Origin of the sequence: Streptomyces sp. JJ38 (genome assembly GCF_019303475.1) — a bacterium.
Lineage (GTDB): Bacteria > Actinomycetota > Actinomycetes > Streptomycetales > Streptomycetaceae > Streptomyces.
Genome location: NZ_JABLSI010000038.1, coordinates 1 through 20,756 on the forward strand (window position 1 = coordinate 1; position 20,756 = coordinate 20,756).

The following is a 20,756-nucleotide window of genomic DNA, read 5'->3' on the forward strand; positions in this document are numbered from 1 at the left end:
CCCGCGGCGGCGCCCACGGCAGCCACTGCGCCGGTCGAGCCCGCCGCGCCCGCCGTGCCGGTCGAGCCCCCGCGAGCCGCGCCGTCCGCACCCGTGCTCGCCGCGCCCGCCGCCCCGGCCGGGGACGGAGACGGGAACGGAAGCGCGGACGAGGGCGGCCCCGCCGCGGAACCCGGACAGGGAGAGGGCGACACGGCGGACGACCGGCGCTTCACCGTCGTCCTGGACAACTTCGAGGGCCCCTTCGACCTGCTGCTCCAGCTCATCTCCAAGCACAAGATGGACGTCACGGAGGTCGCCCTCTCCCGGGTCACGGACGAGTTCATGGCACACATCCGGGCCATGGGACCGGAGTGGGACCTGGACCAGACGACGGAGTTCCTGGTCGTCGCCGCCACGCTGCTCGACCTCAAGGCCGCCCGGCTGCTGCCGTCCGCCGAGGTCGAGGACGAGGCCGACCTCGCGCTGCTGGAGGCCCGCGATCTGCTCTTCGCCCGGCTGCTGCAGTACCGGGCCTACAAGCGGGTCGCCGAGATCTTCGCCGACCGGCTGGCCGAGGAGGCGCGCCGTCACCCGCGCAGCGTCGGGCTGGAGCCGCACCACGCCGAGCTGCTTCCCGACGTCGTCATCCGGATCGGCCCCGAGGGGTTCGCCCGGCTCGCCGTCAAGGCGATGCAGCCGAGGCCCAGGCCGCAGGTCTACGTCGACCACATCCACGCGCCCCTGGTCAGCGTGCGCGAGCAGGCGGACGTCGTGGTGGCGCGGCTCCGCGAGCTCGGCGAGGCCGACTTCACCGAGCTGACCGCGGACGCCCCTGACACGCTCACCGTCGTCGCCCGCTTCCTGGCCCTGCTGGAGCTGTACCGGGAGCGGGCCGTCACCCTGGAGCAGGACGAGGCCCTGGGCGCCCTCACCGTCCGCTGGAGCGGCAGGGAGGACGCGGCGCCCCGGGTGACCGACGAGTTCGACCGGGCCCCGGAGCCGGCGGGCGGGAACGCGGGGCGGGAGACCGAGGAGAGGCGCCATGACTGAGCAGACCGTCCGCCCGGAGGAGGGGGACACCCCGGCGGGAGCCGACCGGGTCGCGGAGCTGGAGCTGAAGCCCGCGCTGGAGGCCGTCCTCATGGTCGTCGACGAACCGGTGACGGAGGAGCACCTCGCGCGAATCCTGAAGCGTCCCCGGCGCCGGATCGCCGAGGCGCTGCACGAGCTGGCCGACGACTACACCCGCGAGGGGCGCGGCTTCGAGCTGCGCTTCGTCGCCGGGGGCTGGCGCTACTCGACCCGGGCCGAGTTCGCCGAGGCCGTCGAGGGCTTCGTCCTGGACGGCCAGCAGGCCCGGCTGACGCAGGCCGCCCTGGAGACGCTGGCCGTGGTCGCCTACCGGCAGCCCGTCAGCCGCTCGCGGGTCTCCGCGGTGCGCGGCGTCAACTGCGACGGCGTGATGCGCACCCTGCTCCAGCGCGGTCTGCTGGAGGAGGCGGGCACCGAACCGGAAACAGGTGCGATCCTGTACGTGACGACGCACTACTTCCTGGAGCGGATGGGCCTGCGTGGCCTGGACGAGCTGCCGGAACTCGCGCCCTTCCTCCCGGAGGCGGACGCGGTGGAGGGCGAGAGCCAGGAGGGCGTGCCGTCGTTCGAGGCAGATGCAGTGGATGCAGACGACAGCGGCGACGCTCGGACGTAAGACGGATTCTTCAATGCGAAGCAGTGGCAGGAACAGCAACCGGAACCCCCGGGGCGCGGGCGGCAGCCGGGACGGCGGGCAGCGGCGCTCCTCCGGACGTCCCCGCCCCGAGGAGCGCCGCTACCCGACCTCGGGCGGAAAGCCCGCCGGCGGCCAGCAGGGCAAGCCCGGCGGAAGCCGGGGAGCGCAGGGCGCGCAGGGCGCCAAGGGAGCCAAGCCCGCGAAGGCCGCGGGCGGCGGCAAGGGCGGTGCGAAGGGCCCGAAGCGCACCGCGCCCGCCCGGTCCCGGGAGTACGACGCCCAGATCGAGGAGCGCAACCGGGCCCGGCACGACAAGCCGGCCCTGCGGCTGCCGAAGACGTTCGACGAGCCGGAGGGTGAGCGGCTGCAGAAGGTGCTGGCCCGCGCGGGCCTGGGCTCGCGCCGCGCCTGCGAGGAGCTGGTCGACCAGGCCCGGGTGGAGGTCAACGGCCGCATCGTGCTGGAGCAGGGCCTGCGCGTCGACCCGGAGAAGGACGAGATCAAGGTCGACGGGCTCACGATCGCGACCCAGTCCTACCTCTTCTTCGCCCTGAACAAGCCGGCCGGCGTCGTCTCCTCCATGGAGGACCCGGAGGGCCGCCAGTGCCTCGGGGACTACGTGCAGAACCGCGAGACGCGGCTCTTCCACGTCGGCCGGCTGGACACCGAGACCGAGGGCCTGATCCTGCTCACCAACCACGGCGAGCTGGCGCACCGCCTGACCCACCCGCGCTACGGCGTCCGCAAGACCTACCTGGCCGCCATCCAGGGCCCCATCCCGCGTGACCTGGGCAAGCGGCTCAAGGACGGCGTCAAGCTGGACGACGGCTACGCCCGCGCCGACCACTTCCGGGTGGTCGAGAACACCGGCAAGAACTACCTGGTCGAGGTGTCGCTGCACGAGGGCCGCAAGCACATCGTGCGTCGGATGCTCGCCGAGGCCGGCTTCCCGGTCGACAAGCTGGTCCGCACCAAGTTCGGCCCCATCGCCCTGGGCGACCAGAAGTCGGGGTGGCTGCGCCGGATGACGAACACGGAGGTCGGCATGTTGATGAACGAGGTCGGTCTCTGAGCATGCGCAGTGCACTCGTCATCGGCACCGGGCTGATCGGCACCTCGATCGCCCTCGCCCTGACCGCCCGCGGCGTCACCGTGCACCTGGAGGACCGGGACGCCGAGCAGGCCGCGACGGCCGCCTCGCTCGGCGCGGGGACGGCGGAGCCGCCCCCCGGCCCCGTCGACCTCGCGGTGGTCGCCGTACCGCCGGCCCGGATCGCCGGGGTGCTGGCCGCCGCGCAGCGGCGCGGCGCGGCCGGCGGCTATCTGGACGTCGCCAGCGTCAAGGGCGGACCGCGCCGGGAGCTGGCCGGTCTCGGCTGCGACCCGCGCAGCTACCTGGGCACCCACCCCATGGCGGGCCGCGAGCAGTCCGGGCCCCTGGCGGCCACGGCGGATCTGTTCGAGGGGCGTCCCTGGGTCCTGACGCCCACGCCGGAGACGGACACCGAGGTGCTCAACCAGGCGCTGGAGCTGATCGCCCTGTGCCGGGCTGTGCCCGTCGTCATGGACGCGGACGCGCACGACCGGGCCGTCGCGCTCGTCTCGCACACGCCGCAGCTGCTGTCCAGCCTCGTGGCCGCACGGCTGGCGGACGCGGACGACACGGCGGTGCGGCTGTGCGGGCAGGGCATCCGGGACGTGACCCGCATCGCGGCCTCCGAGCCCCGCATGTGGATCGACATCCTCTCCGCCAACCCCGGGCCCGTCGCCGACGTGCTGGCCGCCGTGGCCGGGGACCTGGAGGAGACGGTGCGCTCGCTGCGGGCGCTGGAGTCGGCGGACGACGCCAAGCGGGGCGAGGGGGCGAGCGGCATCGAGCACGTCCTGCGCCGGGGCAACTCCGGCCGGGCCCGCATCCCCGGCAAGCACGGCCAGACGCCGACCGCCTACGCCACCGTGGCGGTGCTCATCAGCGACCGGCCGGGCGAGCTGGCCGGGATCTTCGCCGACGCCGGGCAGGCGGGCGTCAACATCGAGGACGTCCGCATCGAGCACGCCACCGGGCAGCAGGCCGGCCACGTCCAGCTCATGGTGGAGCCGCAGGCGGCCGCCCGGCTCACCGAGATGCTGCGGAGCCGGGGCTGGGCGATCCGCCCGTGAGGCGCGGGCGGGCGTCAAGCCGGATGATCCGGCCGTTCACTTACCGGTAGCCTGGGTGCGGGGCAGGTCCCGCCCCGCACCCTCCTGGCTAGAAAGGCCCTCTTCACCGTGGCTGCAACCCTTCAGGGCGCGACCCCCGTTCCTTCCGGCGCCCCGGCGTCCGTCGTCGTCGCCATCGACGGCCCCTCCGGAACGGGCAAGTCCAGCACCTCCAAGGCCGTCGCCGCGAAGCTGGGGCTCAGCTACCTCGACACGGGGGCGCAGTACCGGGCCATCACGTGGTGGATGCTGACCAACGGGGTGGACGTCTCGGAGGCGGGGGCCGTGGCCGCCGCCTGCGGCAAGCCCGGCATCGTCTCCGGCACCGACCCGTCCGCTCCGACGATCACCGTCGACGGCCAGGACGCCTCCGGGCCGATCCGCAGCGCCGAGGTGACGGCAGCGGTCAGCGCGGTCAGCGCGGTGCCCGAGGTGCGGGCCCGGATCACCGAGCTGCAGCGCTCCATCGCCGCCGACGCGGCCCGCGACGGGGCCGGCATCGTCGTGGAAGGCCGCGACATCGGGACGACGGTGCTCCCCGACGCGGACCTGAAGATCTTCCTCACCGCCTCCCCGGAGGCCCGGGCCGCCCGCCGCGGCGGCGAGCTGAAGGCCCGCCCCGGCGACGCCGCCGTGGACCTGAACGCGACCCGCGAGGCACTGCTGCGCCGGGACGCCGCCGACTCCAGCCGGGCCACCTCCCCGCTGGCCAAGGCGGACGACGCGGTCGAGGTGGACACCACCGAGCTGACCCTGGAGCAGGTCGTCGAGTGCGTCGTCACCCTCGTCGAGGACAGGCAGCGCACGGCGTGAGCACGACGACCAGAGCGCTGCCCAGCGTGGGCGGCGCGGCGACGGGCCGGCGCCTGGGCATCGGCCTCATGAACGGACTGTTCCGGCCCCGGGTGCTGGGCGCCTGGCGGATCCCCGCGAGCGGCCCGGTCATACTCGCCGTCAACCACGCGCACAACATCGACGGACCCATGCTCATGGGCACCTGCCCGCGGCCGGTGCACTTCCTGATCAAGCAGGAGGCGTTCGTCGGCCCGCTGGACTGGTTCCTGCGGTCCATCGGCCAGGTGCCGGTGGACCGTTCCACCGCCGACCGGTCCGCCGTCACGTCGGCTCTCGGCGTCCTCGACCGCGGGGGCGTGCTCGGGATCTTCCCCGAGGGCAGCCGCGGCGCCGGGGACTTCGCGGCCCTGCGCTCCGGGCTGGCCTACTTCGCGGTCCGCTCCGGGGCCCCGGTGGTGCCCGTGGCCGTGCTCGGCAGCTCCGGACGGCGCAGCCGCGTCATACCGGCCCTGCCCCCGCTGCGCGGCCGGGTCGACGTCGTCTTCGGGGACCCGGTCACCGTGGGCGGCGGCGGACGCCGCACCCGGCAGGTCATGGACGAGGCGACGCGACGGCTGCAGGAGCGGCTGACGGCGCACCTCGCCGCGGCGAGACGTCTGACCGGCCGCTGACCCCACCGGCCGGACGCCCGCGTCCGGCCCGCAAGCCACTTCAGCCTTCAGCAAGGACAGGACCGATGAACGAGCAGATCAACTCCGGCGACGCGCACGGGCACGGTGAGCTCGGCGACGCCGAGTACGCGGAGTTCATGGAGCTTGCCGCGCAGGAGGGCTTCGACACCGAGGACGTCGAGGGCGCCCTCGACGAGGCCGGTCACGGACCGCTGCCGGTGCTCGCCGTCGTCGGCCGCCCCAATGTCGGCAAGTCGACCCTGGTGAACCGCATCCTCGGGCGCCGGGAAGCCGTCGTGGAGGACCGCCCGGGGGTGACGCGGGACCGCGTCACCTACGAGGCGGAGTGGGCCGGCCGCCGCTTCAAGGTCGTGGACACCGGCGGCTGGGAGCAGGACGTCCTGGGCATCGACGCCTCCGTCGCGGCGCAGGCCGAGTTCGCCGTCGAGGCGGCCGACGCCGTGGTGTTCGTCGTCGACGCCGCGGTCGGCGCGACCGACACCGACGAGGCCGTGGTCAAGCTGCTGCGCCGCGCGGGCAAGCCGGTGGTGCTGTGCGCCAACAAGGTGGACGGGCCCTCCGGCGAAGCCGACGCCGCGATGCTGTGGTCGCTCGGTCTCGGCGAGCCGTACCCCGTCTCCGCGCTGCATGGGCGCGGCACCGGCGACATGCTGGACGAGGTGCTCAAGGTGCTGCCGCGGGCGCCCGCCCAGACCTTCGGCACCGCGCTCGGCGGGCCGCGCCGCGTCGCCCTCATCGGCCGGCCCAACGTCGGCAAGTCCTCCCTGCTCAACAAGGTGGCGGGGGAGGAGCGCGTCGTCGTCGACCCGCTCGCCGGAACCACCCGCGACCCGGTGGACGAGCTCGTCGAACTCGGCGGCAAGACCTGGAAGTTCGTGGACACCGCTGGCATCCGCCGGCGCGTCCACCTCACCGAGGGCGCCGACTACTACGCCTCGCTGCGGACGGCCGCGGCGCTGGAGAAGGCGGAGGTCGCCGTCGTCCTCGTCGACGTCAGCGAGTCCATCAGCGTCCAGGACCTGCGCATCATCACCATGGCGGTGGAGGCGGGGCGCGCGCTCGTGCTCGCCTACAACAAGTGGGACACGCTCGACGACGAACGCCGCTTCTACCTGGAGCGCGAGATCGAGCGCGACCTGGTCCAGGTGCAGTGGGCGCCGCGCGTCAACATCTCGGCCCGCACCGGACGGCACACGGAGAAGCTCGTCCCGGCGATCGAGACGGCCCTCGCGGGCTGGGAGACGCGGATTCCCACCGGGCGGCTGAACGCCTTCCTCGGCGAGCTGGTGGCCTCCCACCCGCACCCCGTGCGCGGCGGCAAGCAACCCCGCATCCTCTTCGGCACCCAGGCCGGGACGCGCCCCCCGCGCTTCGTTCTGTTCGCCTCCGGCTTCCTTGAGGCCGGCTACCGGCGCTTCATCGAGCGGCGGCTGCGGGAGGAGTTCGGCTTCGAGGGGACGCCGATCCACATGTCCGTGCGGGTGCGGGAGAAGCGCAAGAAGCGCAAGTGAGCCGCCCGCGGGGCCGACGCCGCTGATGCGGTGCCGGCCCCGCGGCCGTCACCGGCCGCCCCTAACTGCCCGGGGGCAGAGCCGGGAGGGCGGGGGCGCGGTGGGCGCCGCCCCGCCGGCGCTCCTGGGGCACCGGCGTGAAGTCCGTGCCGTAGCGGGAGCCGAGGCCGTCGAATCCCCCGAACCGCAACTGCTCCTCACCGGACCGGTCCCCGGGCAGCGCCCGGAAGAGCCGGCGGTACTCCGCGTACAGCGCGTCGAAGATCGGTGTGGCCGACCGCCCGGTGCGGCCGGCCGCCGCTTCGTGCGGGGGACGCATGGCCGGGATCGAGCCGGAGTCCGGCTGTGGATAGCGGGCGTCGAGGTGAGGTTCGTAGGCGTGCACGTCTGCCCAACGACCGCACGGCCCCGCTGGATGCGGGGCCGTGCGGGGGAATCGGCGGGGCCGTGCCCGGTGCCGGCCTCAGGTACCGGCGAGCGGCATGGTCGCCGCCACCAGGACACCGCGCTCGGCGGCCCGCTCCAGGGCGTCGCGCATCAGGTCCTCGCGCGGCTGCTGGCCGATGGAACCGGCCGGAGCGGCGTACACGAGGACGGAGTTGGTCCTGTTGGCCGTGGTGCGCCACTCGTCGGTGACGGGCAGCGGCTGGTGCGCCTGCCACCAGGAGGTGGGCTGCTGGCCCTCCTCGGCGGGCTGCAGCACCGCGTGCAACTTGCCCATGGCCATGAGCACCGACCAGCCGGGCAGGGGCCCGGGCTTCTTGTCCAGCTCCGTGACCGGCATGAAGCCGGCCTCGATGAGGAGCGGGAGGAACTCGTCGCCGCCGCCCGTCGTACCGGGGCGGGCGATGGGGCCGGTGGGCTCCACGACGACGGCCGGGTGCAGCGTCTCGCCGACGAGGACCTGGCCGCAGGTCACGCCCAGGACGGCCTGCCGGCCGTCGGCGGGTACGGACGGGGACCCGGACTCGGCGGGGGCCGAAGCCCCGGCCGCCTCACCGGAGATGGTGCGCACGGCGCTCTGGATCTGCTCCTCGGAGACCCTGACGATCTGGGAGGGGACGCAGGCGGCGTGGGCGAAGGCCAGCACGGCGGTCTCGCTGCCGACGAACAGCACGGTGCTCGTGCGTTCGTCGGTGCTGCCGGGCGTGCGGCACGAGGTGCAGTCGTAGCGGTCCGGCACGGTGTCGCCGGCGATCAGCTTGGCGGCTTCGGCTTCGCCGATCTCGGCGCGGACCTCGTCACTGACGTCGAGCATGGGGGACACAGGAGGCTCCTGGCGTTCGGTACTGGTTCGTCTGGACAACGGGTCACCTGTGGTCACAGTCACGCAACTGGTGGTGCCGAGTCGTCCAGGCGAATGCGCTTGGTGAACAGAACGCCGAAAACGGTCACGGAAAGTCAATTGATGTGCAGACTGGTGAAGTTGCGTCGGTGAGGTGTGTCACCCGCCCAGGGTGTCCGGGATCGTCCATATCAGGACAAAATCTGACAAGTATGGACAGGGAAAATTGTCTGTTACTTGCGGTAACATTCAACTGACCTGCGCAAGCGGCCGGTTGGTTGTCCCCGGCCCCCGGTAGTCCCTAGATTCTCCGGCTGGTGCAGAGAGCACCACCCGGGGCAGTCCGTCGCCGCACCGGTGCCGCGCAGTACGACCGCGCGACACGGGTGCCGCACCACCGAGCAGTACCCGCGACGGACACCCGCCCGGCCCGACGGCGCAGCAGGCGCCGGACGGCCGACGCGGTACAGGGGAGCCCCGGGGCGTTCGAGAGGGATGAGATTTGTCCATTCGTCGTGGGAAAGCAGCACGTGCGGGCGCGGTCTCGCTGACCGTCCTGGCCCCGGTGGCGCTGCTCACCTTGACGGCCGGCCCCGCCAAGGCGGCGGACGGTGGAACCTGGGACCGCCTCGCGCAGTGCGAGAGTGGTGGCAACTGGCGGATCAACACCGGCAACGGCTACTACGGCGGCCTGCAGTTCTCCGCCTCCACCTGGGCCGCCTACGGCGGCACGGCCTACGCGGCCACCGCCGACACGGCCAGCCGGGCCCAGCAGATCGAGATCGCCGAGAAGGTCCAGGCGGCCCAGGGCTGGGGGGCGTGGCCCGCCTGCTCCGCGAAGCTGGGCCTGTACGGAAGCGACCCTCAGCCGACCCGTCCCGCCCCGTCGAAGCAGCCGGCCTCCCCGGCGCCCGAGGCGGGGTCGCACAGCGGGCCCGACACGTCCGCCCGCGGCTCCGGAGTGCCGGAGCGGACACCCCGGCCGCACACCGACCGCGGCCACTCCCGGGCCAACTACACCGTCGAGCCCGGTGACACGCTCAGCGCCATCGCCGCCGCGCACGACACCGACTGGCGCCGAGTCCACCGGGACAACGCCGAGGTCATCGGCGAGGACCCGGACGTGATCCTCCCGGGACAGCGGCTGCACGTCTGATCCGCCGCCAACCGCGTCCCGCCCCGGACTCCTTCCGGGGCGGGACGAACTGTCGGTCGATGTGACGTTTCTCCGAAGAAATCCGGTGAACGAACCAACCCGGGACGCCGCATCCCGGTCTTACTGGACGTAAGGCGGGCGGCCGCCAGCCGGCGGTGGCCGCCCGCGCCCAGAGACGGAACCGGGGACGCATGCACATACCCACCCTCCCGCGAGGCGGGCACGGCGCCGACGGCGTGCCGACGGGAGGGCGCCGCGGATGATGACCACTGCGGAGCCCCTGCCCGACCGGGTGCGGGTGCGGGCCCACTGCACCGCCGACACGGCGGGTGGGCTGACCTTCGACGTCGTCCGGCCCGAAGTGGTCGGGGAGTCCTGGGACGCCGCGCTGCTGCTGTGCCGCCGCACGATGGGGCCCGGAGCCGCCACGGAGGAGGTCCGGCTGCCGCTCGTGCCCGTCGGGGCCGGGGTGCTCCGGGCGGCCCTGCCGAGCACCATGACGCTCGCGGAGGGGGTGTGGAACGCCTACCTCTGCCTCGGTGGCGGCGAGCGCGCGCGGCTGCTCCCCGGCACCCACGACCTGCACTCCCTGACGGCACACAGTCCCCAGCCCGGGCGGACGTGGCTCGGGGCGCGCGTCCCCTTCACCACCCAGAAGGGCAACCTCGCCCTGCGGGCCTGGCAGCGCTGGCCGCACGCCGAGGCCGCGGAGCTGCTGGTCGCCGACGGTGCGCTGACGCTGCGCGGCCGCCTGTACGGGGCCGAGCTGACCCCCGAGGCCACCCTGGAGGTGACGCCCCGGCAGGGCCGCGGCCCCGTCGCGAGCGCCCCGGTGCGCCCGGAGGGGGGCGGCTTCCGCTGTGTCCTCCCGCTCGCGGGACTGCGCCCGCCCGCGCGCGACGGCTGTGCGCTGTGGCTGCGTCCGGGGGCCGGCGAGGCCGCCGTGCGCGTCGCCCGCATCCTCGACGACGTCGCGGACAAGCAGCACCGGCTGCGGCACCCCGCGGTGCCGCTGAGTGACGGGGACCGCCTCGTCCGCCCCTGCTACACGGGGGCCAACGAGCTGCTGCTGCGGTTCGAACCCGTGCGTCGCGGTGCCGGCCGAACCGGTCGCTGAAGGCGGTCGCACCGGAACTCCGCCCGCCTTTACCCACCCTCCGCACCGGGAATTCCCACACCGCTGAACCGTGATTCGGCGGGGCTGCCCCCGGGGAATTGCGGGTCCGTGGAAAAGAGGCGGAGAAGGCCCGGAGGGGCGGTCGCGGAGAGGGCCGAACGGAGGAGCGACTGTGACAGAAGTGTGGCACGCGCATGACCGCGCCGGGACTTCCTGGTGCGTGGGGCCGTGACGTACGGTGGCCGACATGGCACCCATACCCTTCGAGTCCAACGAGCCGGACGACGACCCCGAGGCCTACGCCGGGATGCCGGTGACGGCCGCCGAGGAGCGGGCGCGCAGCCGAGGCTGGACCACCGTGCGCGTTTTGCCGCCGGACGCCGTCGTCACCATGGAGTACGTGGCGGGTCGCCTCAACCTCACCGCCGAGGACGACACGGTCGTCCGCGGCTGGAAGGGCTGAGAGCCGACAGCGTTCTCGCCAGGCGGGCCCCGCACCGCGGCCGACGGCCGCGGTGCGGGGCCCGCCTGGCGTCGTGGCCGCCGTCCCCGGGAGCGTCCCGCAGGGCACGGCGCCCTGCCCGCTAGGCCCGTGGCCCGAGCGGCGTGGTACGGCCTCCGGGGCGCTCCGCGGCCGGTCTGCGGCTCCCCGCGGGCGTGACGGGAGTCCGTTCCGAGCGCACGGCGTGCGGCCGGGAGGCGTGGCCCGCGTGCCCCGGATGCGCCGCGTGGGCGTGCCGTATGGCGCCCCCGGCCGCCCCGGCCGGCGTCCTGCCCGACGCGGCCTCGGAGCCCGGCGTCGCCGCACCGCCGGGCGCGGTGGCGGCCGGCGCCGTCTCCGCCCCGGCCGCCGTGACCAGCTTTCCCGCGGCCCGCAGCCGTGTCCAGTACGCCAGCACGTGCTCCTCGACGCGAGCGGCCAACGGCTCGCACCACGGCAGCGCCAGCAGGATCAGCAGCCCCGCCACCCAGCCGAGCAGCACGTCGCTGACCCAGTGCGTGCCCAGGTAGACGGTGGTGGCTCCCACCCCGAGTGCGAAGACGGCGGCGACGACGGACAACCGGCGCCGGGCGCGCTCGGTGCTGGCCAGATACGCGAGGATGCCCCAGGTCACCACCGCGTTCGCGGTGTGCCCGGAGGGAAATATGTCCCCGGTGAGCCACATCTCGTTCGAGCCGAGGGTCGTCGCGTAGTGCGGCCCTTCCCGGGCCATGCCGAGCTTGGCCGCCCCCACGCTCACGTTCAGCAGGAGCAGGGCCGCCCCGAGCATCAGGAGCGGGCGGAGCGTGCGCTGCCGCCAGGAGCGCCAGCCCAGCCAGGCGGTCACCAGCACGGCCGTGGGCCCGCGCTGGCCGAGCACGACGAAGTAGTCGAGGAACGGATGCAGCTGGGGCCACTGCTTGTACGGGCGGAACAGCATGAGCTGCCAGTCCAGCCGGACCAGGTAGGAGGTCTGCACCACCGCGGCGACGATCGCCGCGTAGACGACCAGTGTGGCGGCGAAAAGCGACGTGCGGGCGACACTCATCGCCGGGGCCGGGTTCGGTCGCCGCGCGGGCTCCTGTTCCAGGCGGGCGAGGATTCGGTCGGTACGCACTCGGTCGACATTACAGCGGGTGACCTGAAGGGGCGCTCCCGCACCCGCCTTCGTAATGGCGATGTGATGTGGATTCCCTCCCAGATAGGCGGTCGCGGGTGGATTCCGTGGAAATCCTGGGGCCGGTTTTTCATATCCACGGCCTTTCCTGGGAATCCGCGAGTCCTGTTGCACCGGACTTCCGCTCGTGTCCACCTCGGCTTAATCTTCCCGCGGGAGGTGCGGCGGGACGTCGGGCCACGCGGCGGCGTGCCCGGGTGAACCGCGACACATGACCGATCGGCGGACTGGCGTACGCTACGGGGCACCGCCACCGCTCCGTCCGGGCCCGGCCACGCCGGTGGCCCGCACTGACCGCGGCACGTCAGCGCCTTCGGCGGGCAGCACGAGGAGGTAGTACATGCCAGGGACGAGTCCGGACCCCGCCGGATCCGACGTCCCCGCGCAGCGGACCCGCCCCCCGGCTCCCGTAGCCGGACGCTGGACCGTGCTCGTCGTCCTCTGTGCCAGTCTCCTGCTGGTCGCGCTGGACGCGACGGTGCTGCACGTCGCCGTGCCGGCCGTCACCGCGGACCTGCGGCCCGGGCCGGTCGAGCTGCTGTGGATCGTCGACGCCTACCCACTGGTCTGCGCCTCCCTCCTCATTCTGTTCGGCACCCTGGGCGACCGGGTCGGGCGCCGCCGCGTCCTGCTGTTCGGCTACGCGATCTTCGGGCTCGCCTCGGTCCTCGCCGTCCTGGCCCACACGCCCGGGGTGCTCATCGCCGCCCGGGCGCTGCTGGGCGTCGGCGGCGCCATGATCATGCCCGCGACGCTCTCGCTGCTGCGGCACGTCTTCCCTGACCGGCGCGAGCGGGCGCTGGCCATCGGTGTCTGGAGCGCCGTCGCCGCCGTCGGAGCGGCGGCCGGGCCCCTGGTGGGCGGGCTGCTGCTCGAGCACTTCTGGTGGGGCTCGGTCTTCCTGCTCAACATCCCGCTGATGGTGGTGGCGGTCCCGGTCGGGCGGCTGCTCGTCCCGGAGTCCACCGGCGGGGACAGCGGCCCCTGGGACGTGCTCGGCGCGCTGCTCGCCGCCACCGGTCTGTGCTGCGTCATCCTGGCCGTCAAGCAGGCGGGCGACGGGCGGCTGCTGCACCCCGGCACCGGGGCCCTGCTGGCGGCCGGTGCCGTGCTCCTCGGCTGGTTCGCCCACCGCCAGCGCCGCCGCCCGTTCCCGCTGGTGGACTTCACCGCCTTCGCCCGGCCCGCCTTCGGCACCGCGGTGAGCTGCATCGTCCTCACCGTGCTCTCCCTCGTCGGCCTCGCGCTGCTGGCCGCCCAGTACCTTCAGCTCATCCTCGGGCTCTCGCCGCTGCAGACCGGACTGCGGCTCCTCCCGCTGTCCCTCGCGGCCATCGCCGCCGGGCTCGCCGGGCCGCGGCTGCTCAGGGCCCTCGGCCCGCGCGCCATGGTCGTCGGGGGCTTCCTCCTCACGGCCGTGGCCGTCCTCAGCCTCACCGCGCTGGGCGAGCGGGACGATCCGGCCGTGTGCGTCGGCGCCTTCCTCCTCCTGGGCTTCGGTCTGCAGACGGTGCTTTTCGGCTGCTATGAGTCCATGCTCGCCGACGCCCCGCCCGAACAGGCGGGCAGCGCGGCGGCCATCGGGGAGACGGCCTACCAGCTCGGCGCGGGGCTGGGCATCGCCCTGCTCGGCACCGTCATGAACGGGACGTACGGCTCCGCCGTCGAGTCCGCCCCGGGGATACCGGAACGGGCCGCGGAGGCCGCCGGGCACTCGCTGGGCGAGGCGCTCGCGGTGGCCGACTCCCTGGGCGGCGCCGCGGGGGAGGTGCTGCGCGAGTCCGCGCGGCTCGCCTTCGTCCAGGGGATGCACGTGACGCTGCTGGTGAGCGCCGGCCTGCTGCTCGCCGGGGCGCTGGCCGCCCTGCGGCTGCCGCGCGCCGTGCACCGGGCCGATGACCGGGGCGGGTACGTCCCCGCGCAGCCGGGCCCCACGGAGGAGCCCCTCTTGCCCCAGAGTGTTACCAATCGGTAGCATCTGGCGGTTTCGACCACCTGGTGATCCGGAGGCCGCGCATGTCCAGCCGTTCCCTGCCGCCGTTCGACCCCGCCGATCCCCTCGGCCTCGACGACCTGCTCAGCCCGGAGGAGCTGGCGGTCCGCGACACCGTACGGTCCTGGGCGTCGGATCGGGTGCTGCCGCACATCGCCGAGTGGTACGAGAACGGGGAACTGCCCGGCATCCGTGAGCTGGCCCGCGAGCTGGGCCGCATCGGCGCCCTCGGCATGTCACTGGAGGGCTACGGCTGCGCCGGGGCCTCCGCCGTCCAGTACGGCCTCGCCTGCCTGGAGCTGGAGGCGGCCGACTCCGGCATCCGCTCCCTCGTCTCCGTCCAGGGCTCCCTGGCCATGTACGCCATCCACCGCTACGGCTCGACGGAGCAGAAGGAGCGCTGGCTGCCCGGCATGGCCGCCGGCGAGCTCATCGGCTGCTTCGGCCTCACCGAGCCCGACGTCGGCTCCGACCCGGCCGCGATGCGCACCCACGCCAAACGCGACGGCGACGACTGGGTGCTGAACGGCCGCAAGATGTGGATCACCAACGGCTCCGTCGCCGCGGTGGCCGTCGTGTGGGCCGCCACCGAGGACGGCATCCGCGGCTTCGTCGTGCCCACGGACAGCCCGGGCTTCTCGGCGCCCGAGATCAAGCACAAGTGGTCTCTGCGGGCCTCGGTCACCAGCGAGCTCGTCATGGACGACGTCCGGCTCCCGGCCGACGCCGTCCTGCCCGGCGTCACGGGCCTGCGCGGCCCGCTCAGTTGCCTCAGCCACGCCCGCTACGGCATCGTGTGGGGCTCGATGGGCGCGGCCCGCAGCTGCCTCCACGCCGCCCTCGACTACGCGGGCAGCCGCGAGCAGTTCGGCCGTCCGCTCGCCGGGTTCCAGCTGACCCAGGCCAAGCTGGCCGACATGGCGCTCGAACTGCACAAGGGCGTGCTGCTCGCGCACCACCTCGGCCGCCGGATGGACGCCGGGACGCTGCGTCCGGAGCAGATCAGCTTCGGCAAGCTCAACAACGTGCGCGAGGCCATCGAGATCTGCCGGACCTCCCGCACGATCCTGGGCGCCAACGGCATCTCCCTGGAGTACCCGGTGATGCGGCACGCCACCAACCTCGAGTCCGTCCTCACCTACGAGGGCACGGTGGAGATGCACCAGCTCGTCCTCGGCAAGGCGCTGACGGGCGTCGACGCCTTCCGCTGAGGCCGGGGGAGTCCCGCCCGGCCGGCGGGACTCCCCAGCGCGTGCGCCGCGAAGGGGCTCAGTCCACCGGCTCGCCGGCGCGCGCGCCGAACTCGTCCGGCAGCTGGAAGACCTTCATCCGGATCTTGTCGTAGACGCGGTCGGGCGCGTACTTGACGATGCCGGCCAGCGGGCGCGCCGACTTGCCGACGAGGTAACGCGCCTTCGGCGTCTCCGCGTTGAGGGCCCGTACCACCACCTTGCCGACCGCCTCCGGCGAGGTGCCCAGACGCCGGATGTGCATCGTCGCGTTCTTCAGCATCGAGCGGTACGCCTTCCCGTACAGGTTCCGCTCGTAGGCTCCGAACTCGTCGATGTTGCTGAGGCCCTCCTGTTCCAGCTTGTCCACCGCCGCCGTCTTGATGGAGGCGGGTTCCACCAGGACCACGTGGATGCCCCAGGGCAGCAGTTCCACCCGCAGCGCGTGGTTGACCGCGGCGAAGGCCCACTTGGAGGCGTTCAGCGGGGAGGCGAAGGGCATGACCACCCGGTTCCCGATCGAACCGATGTTGATCAGACGCCCGGTTCCCCTGCGCAGCTGCGGCAGGAACTCCTGGATGACCGCGAGCTGCCCGAAGAAGTTGATCTCAAAGCTCTTGCGCAGCCGGTCCATCGGGACGACCTCGGCGGGCGAGGTGATGCCGACGCCCGCGTTGTTCACGAGCGCGGCCAGGCCCCGGTCGCCGGTGGCCTCGCGGACCCGGCGCCCGGCCTCCTTGATGTTCGCCTCGTCGGTGACGTCCAGAATGAGCGGCTCCAGGCTGCCGCGGGCGGCCGCCCGCAGCTCACGGCCGTCGGACTCCTTACGGACTCCGGCGAAGACGTGGTACCCGTCGGCCGCCAGTCGCAGGGCACAGGAGCGGCCGATTCCCGACGATGTACCGGTGACGACCACCGTGCCCTTGCCTGTGTGGGAGACGTGCACGAGCAACTCCTCGTTTCGCTTGCAGGTGTCACGGGGTGCGGGTGCCGGCTCCGGATGTCGCGCGGCCGGCACCCGCCTGATGTCCTGGGGCGGAGCTCAGAAGATCTTCGAGCCGGACAGCCGCAGCCGGATGGCCTGTCGGCCGCTCTTCATGAGCATCTTGCGCACCTGCGGGTCGCCGTGGCGCGACAGCCACAGCGCCGACTTGGCGATGACCGGGGGCTTCGGGCTCATGAAGTGGACGGAGCGGTCCTGGAAGCCGAAGGGCTTGGGGAAGAAGTCGGCCGCCTCCAGCTCCGCCCACAGCGCCTCGGAGGCGTCGTGCGCGGCGATCTTGCCCGCCTGGAAGGCGTCCACCTGGGTGACCATGGTGTCGAAGAGGTGCCGGAAGCCCTCGTGGTCGGGCCAGTCGAAGCCGAGGTTCTGACCCTTCTCCAGGTCCTGGAAGTGGCTGTCCCGGGCGTCTTTCTGGTACTGCGTCAGCCCGGCCCGCGCCCGGAAGGTGCCGTAGTTGTTGCCCCAGACCCAGACCCGGAAGACGGCCTTCCAGAACTCGAAGTGGTCGAACGCCGTGAAGCCGGCGTTGACGATCTCGTCGTTGTAGTGAAAGCGGGCCTGTTGCCACTGCTCGAAGTCGTCGAAGCGCTCCGCCGAGAAGTCGTCGTCCTGGCAGGCCCGGATGAGTCGCCAGGCCAGCCGGTTGATGGCGTCCCCGGTGTTGGCGAGGCCGTAGCTGAACAGCGGGTCGATGAACGCCGCGGCGTGCGAGAGCAGGCACCAGCGGTCGCCGACCGTCTGCTTCGAGGAGTACTGCAGACGGTCTGTCGAGACCCACTCGCGCACCGGGGTGACACCGGCGTACTGCCGCTCGATGTCGGGGAAGCGCGAGGTGATGTCCGCGAAGTCCTCCTCGACGGACAGCTTCGGGTTCTTCGGGTAGACCCGCGGGTCGACCGTGAGGCCGATGGAACACAGCGGGTTCCGGGACAGCGGTGTGTTGTCGAAGCCGATCACCCACCCCCAGCCGCGGTTGAAGGTGTGGTGCACCGTGCCCTCGTACCACGGCACCGGCGGCGTGTGCTCCGGCTTGCGGTCCCACAGGTCGTCGGTGTGCGTGATGCCCATGACGTGCGTGAACATCGATCGCGACTGGTGCTTGTAGCGCGGGATCTCGTCGCGCAGACCGAACTTCTCCGCCAGCGGCGAGCTGTGGCCGCTGGCGTCCACGACGTACCGCGCCCGGTACTCGGAGCCGTCCTCGCCGTGCACGGTGACACCGGAGTCGTCGAAGTCGACGTCCGCGACCTTGTAGTTCTGCAGTGGTGTGCAGCCCGTCTTCACCGCGAGGTGGAACACCCAGGCGTCCACGTCCTGGCGGTAGAGGTGGTGGGCCTCGTGCAGCAGCCCGGGGGTGTGGAACTCGTTGGTTTCCCGCGGGTTCTGCGGCTTGCCCTCCTCGTGGCGGAGGAAGCCGAAGTGCGTCTTGGTGCCGAAGGTCGGACTGATGTTCTTGGCGCAGTCCTTGAGCGTGCACAGCGTCGTCAGCTCCGGCAGGTTGTACCGGGCGGCGATGATCCGCTGGCTGACGTTGGTGTAGGGGATCGTCGCCTCGCCGACGGCGAACCGCGGGTGGACGCCGCCGTCGATCAGCAGGACACGGACCCCGTTGCGGGAGAGCGCGGCGCCCAGCACGGAACCGCCCATGCCGGCCCCGATGATGGCGACGTCGTACCGGTTGGCCTTCACAGTCATGTCTGTTGCTCCTTGAATGCGTGATCGGGGCTCAGCGGGCGATCGACGAGCGCAGCGGCCGTCCCACCAGCGGCAGCCCGGCGACCACGTGCTTGAGTTCTTCCCGCAGGTCGAACTCGTCGGGCGACAGGCGCTTCTTGATGAAGAGCGTCAGGCCGTCGTCCACGAGCCTGCCGATCTCCGGGGGAGCGTCGTTGCGGGCCCACTTGATGGTGTCCATGACCTTCAGCGGACTGGCGTTGAACCACCGGTTGGTGGGGTCGGCCAGCCCGAAGGCGGGCGGTACGAAGTCGGCCTTCATCAGGGCGTTCATGATCGACGCGGCGGCCGGGCCCGGGCTGGTGCGGCGCTCGGCGACGTCCCGCACCTGGTCGCTGACGAAGGCCAGCAGCTCGCGGGCGGGCCCGTAGTCGGAGATGGAGCCCTCGGGGGCGATGCTCTCCAGATGCGCCAGGTCGGCCGCGTCGTGCGAGTCGAGGTACCGGGCGTAGGTGCGGTTGATCTCGAAGGTGGCGAGGATCTGTCCGAGCGACCACACCCGGAACCAGGTGTCCCACAGGCCGTAGTGGGAGAAGGAGGTGTAGGCGTTCGCCACCAGGTTGTCGTTGAAGTCGAGCAGCCCCTGTTCCAGCTGTTCGACGTAACTGAAGCGCTCGACGGTGAAGTCGTCGTCCTTGAGCGCCTCCAGCACCCGCCACGCCAGGGCGTTGATGATCTCGAACGAGTTGCTGAGCCCGCGGGAGAAGAGGGCGTCGACGAAGCCGGCCGCGTGCGAGGTCAGGCACCAGCGGGCACCGATCGTCGTCTTGGACGAGTACTGCAGCCGCCCGGTGCGCACCCACGGGCGGACGGCGGTGGCGTCGCCGAACTGGCGCCGGATGTCCGGGAAGCGGTCGATGAAGGCCCGGAACTCCTCCTCGGGGGTGCCGTCGAACTCCGGGTGGACCCGCGGGTCGAGGTTCAGCCCGACGCTGACCAGGGGATTCGTCGCCCGGGCGTGGTTGTCGAACGGGATGACCCAGGCCCAGCCACCCTCGAACAGGTGGTGCAGGGTGCCCTGGTGCCACGGGGTCGGGGCATCCTTCGAGCTGCGCGGCAGGAGGTCGTCGTAGGGCGTGACGCCCAGCATGTGGGTGAACAGCGAGCGCGAGTGGTGGCGCAGCCGCGTGGGCTCCTCGCGCAGGCCGAACTTCGTGGCCAGCGGGGAGCGGAATCCGCTCGCGTCCACGACGTACCGGGTGCGGTAGGTCTTGCCCTGGTCGTCGGTGAGGGTGCCGCCCTCGTCGTCGAAGTCGACATCGACGATCCGCGTCCGCTGCTGGATCCTCGCCCCGTACTTCACCGCGACGTTGAGCATCCAGGAGTCGACGTCCTGGCGGAAGAAGTGGTTCTCGATGTGCGTGATCCGCGGGATCGGGAACTGGTGGGTCTCGCGGTTGTTCTGCCGCTCGCCCTCGCGGTGGTACAGGAACCCGAAGTTCTTCTTGATGCCGGAGGTCGACGATATCTTGCCCTGTACGTTCTCGAACGTGGTCAGGTACTTGATCTCCGGGACGTCGTACCGCTCGCTGACCAGCCGCATGAGCATCGACGTGTACGGGATGGTGGACTCGCCGATGGCGAAGCGCGGGTGGCTGCCCGCGTCCAGGACGAGGACGTTGGCACCGCCGCGGGCCAGGACGGCGGCCATGGCGGCGCCGGCGAGCCCCGAGCCGAGGATGATGACGTCGGTGTCCGGACGCTCGGACTTCTTCCCCGACTGCTGACGGGGTGTGGTTGCGCGGGGCATCAGTGCCTCCAGAGGTGATGCGAAACGGAGTTGGGCTGCGTTCCCGGTCGTCGACAGGGAGAGGGCGGGCGGACGGGACGTCGCACGAGCCCGGTCGTCGCGCCCGTGGGCGGGCCGGTGAGGGCCTCCCTCCGGTGACGGGCGCGAGATCGGCCCATGGGTGTTCCTCCTGCGATCGCGGGCGTGCGGTATCGATCGGGTGAACCTTGGGGCGGGCGGCTGCGGTCCTTCCCCCAGGCAAACCGCGTGACGTATGGCCGAAAGACACCACACGGGGATGAGGGGTGACTCGAAGCCCGCTCGGGACCGCACTAAATTCACCAGCATGCGAAATAAAGCGACTCCGGGCGGCGGCGCGGTGCGGCTGCGGCGCCACGTGGCCCCGGTGCTGATCGGCCCGGTCACGATGGGTGTGGTGATCCCGGCGCTGGTGTGGACGGGAAGCGGCATGCGAGGGGTGGACGTTCCCCTGGCCGTGCGCGTCCTGTGCGCCGGCGTGGGCGTCGCGCTGGTCCTCGGGGGAGTGGCCTTCCTGGCCTGGACGGTGAGCCTGTTCCACCGCAAGGGCGAGGGCACGCTCTCACCGCTGGATCCGCCGCGGCACCTCGTCGTCACCGGCCCCTACCGGCACGTGCGCAACCCCATGATCAGTGGGGTGCTCGCGATCCAGCTCGGTGAGGCCGTCGCGCTGCGCTCGCCGTGGCTCGGCCTGTGGTTCGGGCTGTTCTTCCTGGCCAACGCGGTCTATCTGCCGCTGAGCGAGGAGCGGCGGCTGCGGGACCGCTTCGGTGACGCCTACGACCGCTACCGGCGGCACGTCCCGCGCTGGGTGCCGCGCGTGCACGCCTGGGACCCGGCCGGCTGACGCGGCGTCGGGGCTTGCCTGTGGTGGAGGTGCCGGGGCCGCCGCGGCAGCGGCCCCG

19 protein-coding genes are annotated in these 20,756 nt (G+C 72.5%); 13 read left to right on the forward strand and 6 right to left on the reverse strand.

What is annotated here, in order from left to right; translation table 11 throughout:
- The 7 genes from HPT28_RS19705 to der all read left to right on the forward strand — a co-directional run.
- A partial coding sequence (locus HPT28_RS19705) for a ScpA family protein (protein ID WP_257578963.1) occupies positions 1-1,032 on the forward strand: 1,032 nt, incomplete at its 5' end.
- A complete protein-coding gene (gene scpB, locus HPT28_RS19710; RefSeq protein WP_219092482.1) occupies positions 1,025-1,690 on the forward strand; it encodes an SMC-Scp complex subunit ScpB in 666 nt (221 codons plus the stop codon). The genes HPT28_RS19705 and scpB, both read left to right, overlap by 8 nt.
- Before the next feature lie 13 nt (positions 1,691-1,703).
- Complete coding sequence (locus HPT28_RS19715; RefSeq protein WP_219092483.1) at positions 1,704-2,783, forward strand: pseudouridine synthase; 1,080 nt, start codon at positions 1,704-1,706, stop codon at positions 2,781-2,783.
- Between the two features lie 2 nt (positions 2,784-2,785).
- Positions 2,786-3,871, forward strand: a complete 1,086-nt coding sequence (locus HPT28_RS19720; protein WP_219092484.1) for a prephenate dehydrogenase — start codon at positions 2,786-2,788, stop codon at positions 3,869-3,871.
- Positions 3,872-3,979: 108 nt separating this feature from the next.
- Positions 3,980-4,723: a (d)CMP kinase gene (gene cmk / locus HPT28_RS19725; protein WP_219092485.1), complete on the forward strand. Its 744-nt coding sequence runs from the start codon at positions 3,980-3,982 to the stop codon at positions 4,721-4,723.
- Positions 4,724-4,791: 68 nt separating this feature from the next.
- On the forward strand, positions 4,792-5,376 hold the full coding sequence (locus HPT28_RS19730) for a 1-acyl-sn-glycerol-3-phosphate acyltransferase (RefSeq protein ID WP_219092516.1): 585 nt from the start codon (positions 4,792-4,794) through the stop codon (positions 5,374-5,376).
- 65 nt (positions 5,377-5,441) lie between these two features.
- The gene (gene der / locus HPT28_RS19735; RefSeq protein WP_219092486.1) at positions 5,442-6,908 is read left to right on the forward strand and encodes a ribosome biogenesis GTPase Der; all 1,467 of its coding nucleotides are present in this window, start codon (positions 5,442-5,444) and stop codon (positions 6,906-6,908) included.
- A gap of 61 nt (positions 6,909-6,969) precedes the next feature.
- Here der and HPT28_RS19740 read toward each other — a convergent pair whose 3' ends face one another.
- Both HPT28_RS19740 and HPT28_RS19745 read right to left on the reverse strand, forming a co-directional pair.
- Positions 6,970-7,293, reverse strand: coding sequence for a hypothetical protein (locus tag HPT28_RS19740; protein ID WP_219092525.1), 324 nt, complete (start codon positions 7,291-7,293; stop codon positions 6,970-6,972).
- A gap of 78 nt (positions 7,294-7,371) precedes the next feature.
- Positions 7,372-8,175: a hypothetical protein gene (locus HPT28_RS19745; RefSeq protein ID WP_219092487.1), complete on the reverse strand. Its 804-nt coding sequence runs from the start codon at positions 8,173-8,175 to the stop codon at positions 7,372-7,374.
- A gap of 520 nt (positions 8,176-8,695) precedes the next feature.
- Between HPT28_RS19745 and HPT28_RS19750 the strand changes: the two genes are divergently transcribed.
- The 3 genes from HPT28_RS19750 (at position 8,696) to HPT28_RS19760 (ending at position 10,929) form a co-directional block, all read left to right on the forward strand.
- A complete protein-coding gene (locus HPT28_RS19750; RefSeq protein WP_219092488.1) occupies positions 8,696-9,349 on the forward strand; it encodes a transglycosylase family protein in 654 nt (217 codons plus the stop codon).
- Between the two features lie 259 nt (positions 9,350-9,608).
- The gene (locus tag HPT28_RS19755) at positions 9,609-10,466 is read left to right on the forward strand and encodes a hypothetical protein (RefSeq protein ID WP_219092489.1); all 858 of its coding nucleotides are present in this window, start codon (positions 9,609-9,611) and stop codon (positions 10,464-10,466) included.
- 247 nt (positions 10,467-10,713) lie between these two features.
- Positions 10,714-10,929 carry an I78 family peptidase inhibitor gene (locus HPT28_RS19760; RefSeq protein WP_219092490.1) on the forward strand — a complete coding sequence of 72 codons (216 nt, stop codon included), beginning with the start codon at positions 10,714-10,716 and terminating at the stop codon, positions 10,927-10,929.
- 121 nt (positions 10,930-11,050) lie between these two features.
- Here the strand turns inward: HPT28_RS19760 and HPT28_RS19765 are convergent, their stop codons facing one another.
- Positions 11,051-12,064: a phosphatase PAP2 family protein gene (locus HPT28_RS19765; RefSeq protein WP_308119383.1), complete on the reverse strand. Its 1,014-nt coding sequence runs from the start codon at positions 12,062-12,064 to the stop codon at positions 11,051-11,053.
- Between the two features lie 400 nt (positions 12,065-12,464).
- Here HPT28_RS19765 and HPT28_RS19770 point away from each other — a divergent pair, with 400 nt between their 5' ends.
- Together HPT28_RS19770 and HPT28_RS19775 are read left to right on the forward strand one after the other, a co-directional pair.
- On the forward strand, positions 12,465-14,099 hold the full coding sequence (locus HPT28_RS19770; protein WP_219092491.1) for an MFS transporter: 1,635 nt from the start codon (positions 12,465-12,467) through the stop codon (positions 14,097-14,099).
- A 41-nt stretch (positions 14,100-14,140) separates the two neighbouring features.
- Positions 14,141-15,328 (forward strand): acyl-CoA dehydrogenase family protein, encoded by a 1,188-nt coding sequence (locus tag HPT28_RS19775; protein ID WP_219092492.1) that lies wholly within the window; start codon positions 14,141-14,143, stop codon positions 15,326-15,328.
- A gap of 58 nt (positions 15,329-15,386) precedes the next feature.
- Here HPT28_RS19775 and HPT28_RS19780 read toward each other — a convergent pair whose 3' ends face one another.
- From HPT28_RS19780 to HPT28_RS19790, 3 genes are all read right to left on the reverse strand, one after another.
- Positions 15,387-16,292, reverse strand: a complete 906-nt coding sequence (locus tag HPT28_RS19780) for an SDR family oxidoreductase (RefSeq protein WP_219092493.1) — start codon at positions 16,290-16,292, stop codon at positions 15,387-15,389.
- A 96-nt stretch (positions 16,293-16,388) separates the two neighbouring features.
- Positions 16,389-18,044 carry an NAD(P)/FAD-dependent oxidoreductase gene (locus tag HPT28_RS19785; RefSeq protein ID WP_219092494.1) on the reverse strand — a complete coding sequence of 552 codons (1,656 nt, stop codon included), beginning with the start codon at positions 18,042-18,044 and terminating at the stop codon, positions 16,389-16,391.
- A 31-nt stretch (positions 18,045-18,075) separates the two neighbouring features.
- On the reverse strand, positions 18,076-19,833 hold the full coding sequence (locus tag HPT28_RS19790) for an NAD(P)/FAD-dependent oxidoreductase (RefSeq protein WP_219092495.1): 1,758 nt from the start codon (positions 19,831-19,833) through the stop codon (positions 18,076-18,078).
- Positions 19,834-20,158: 325 nt separating this feature from the next.
- Between HPT28_RS19790 and HPT28_RS19795 the strand changes: the two genes are divergently transcribed.
- On the forward strand, positions 20,159-20,698 hold the full coding sequence (locus tag HPT28_RS19795; protein WP_219092496.1) for an isoprenylcysteine carboxylmethyltransferase family protein: 540 nt from the start codon (positions 20,159-20,161) through the stop codon (positions 20,696-20,698).
- Positions 20,699-20,756 lie beyond the last annotated feature (58 nt).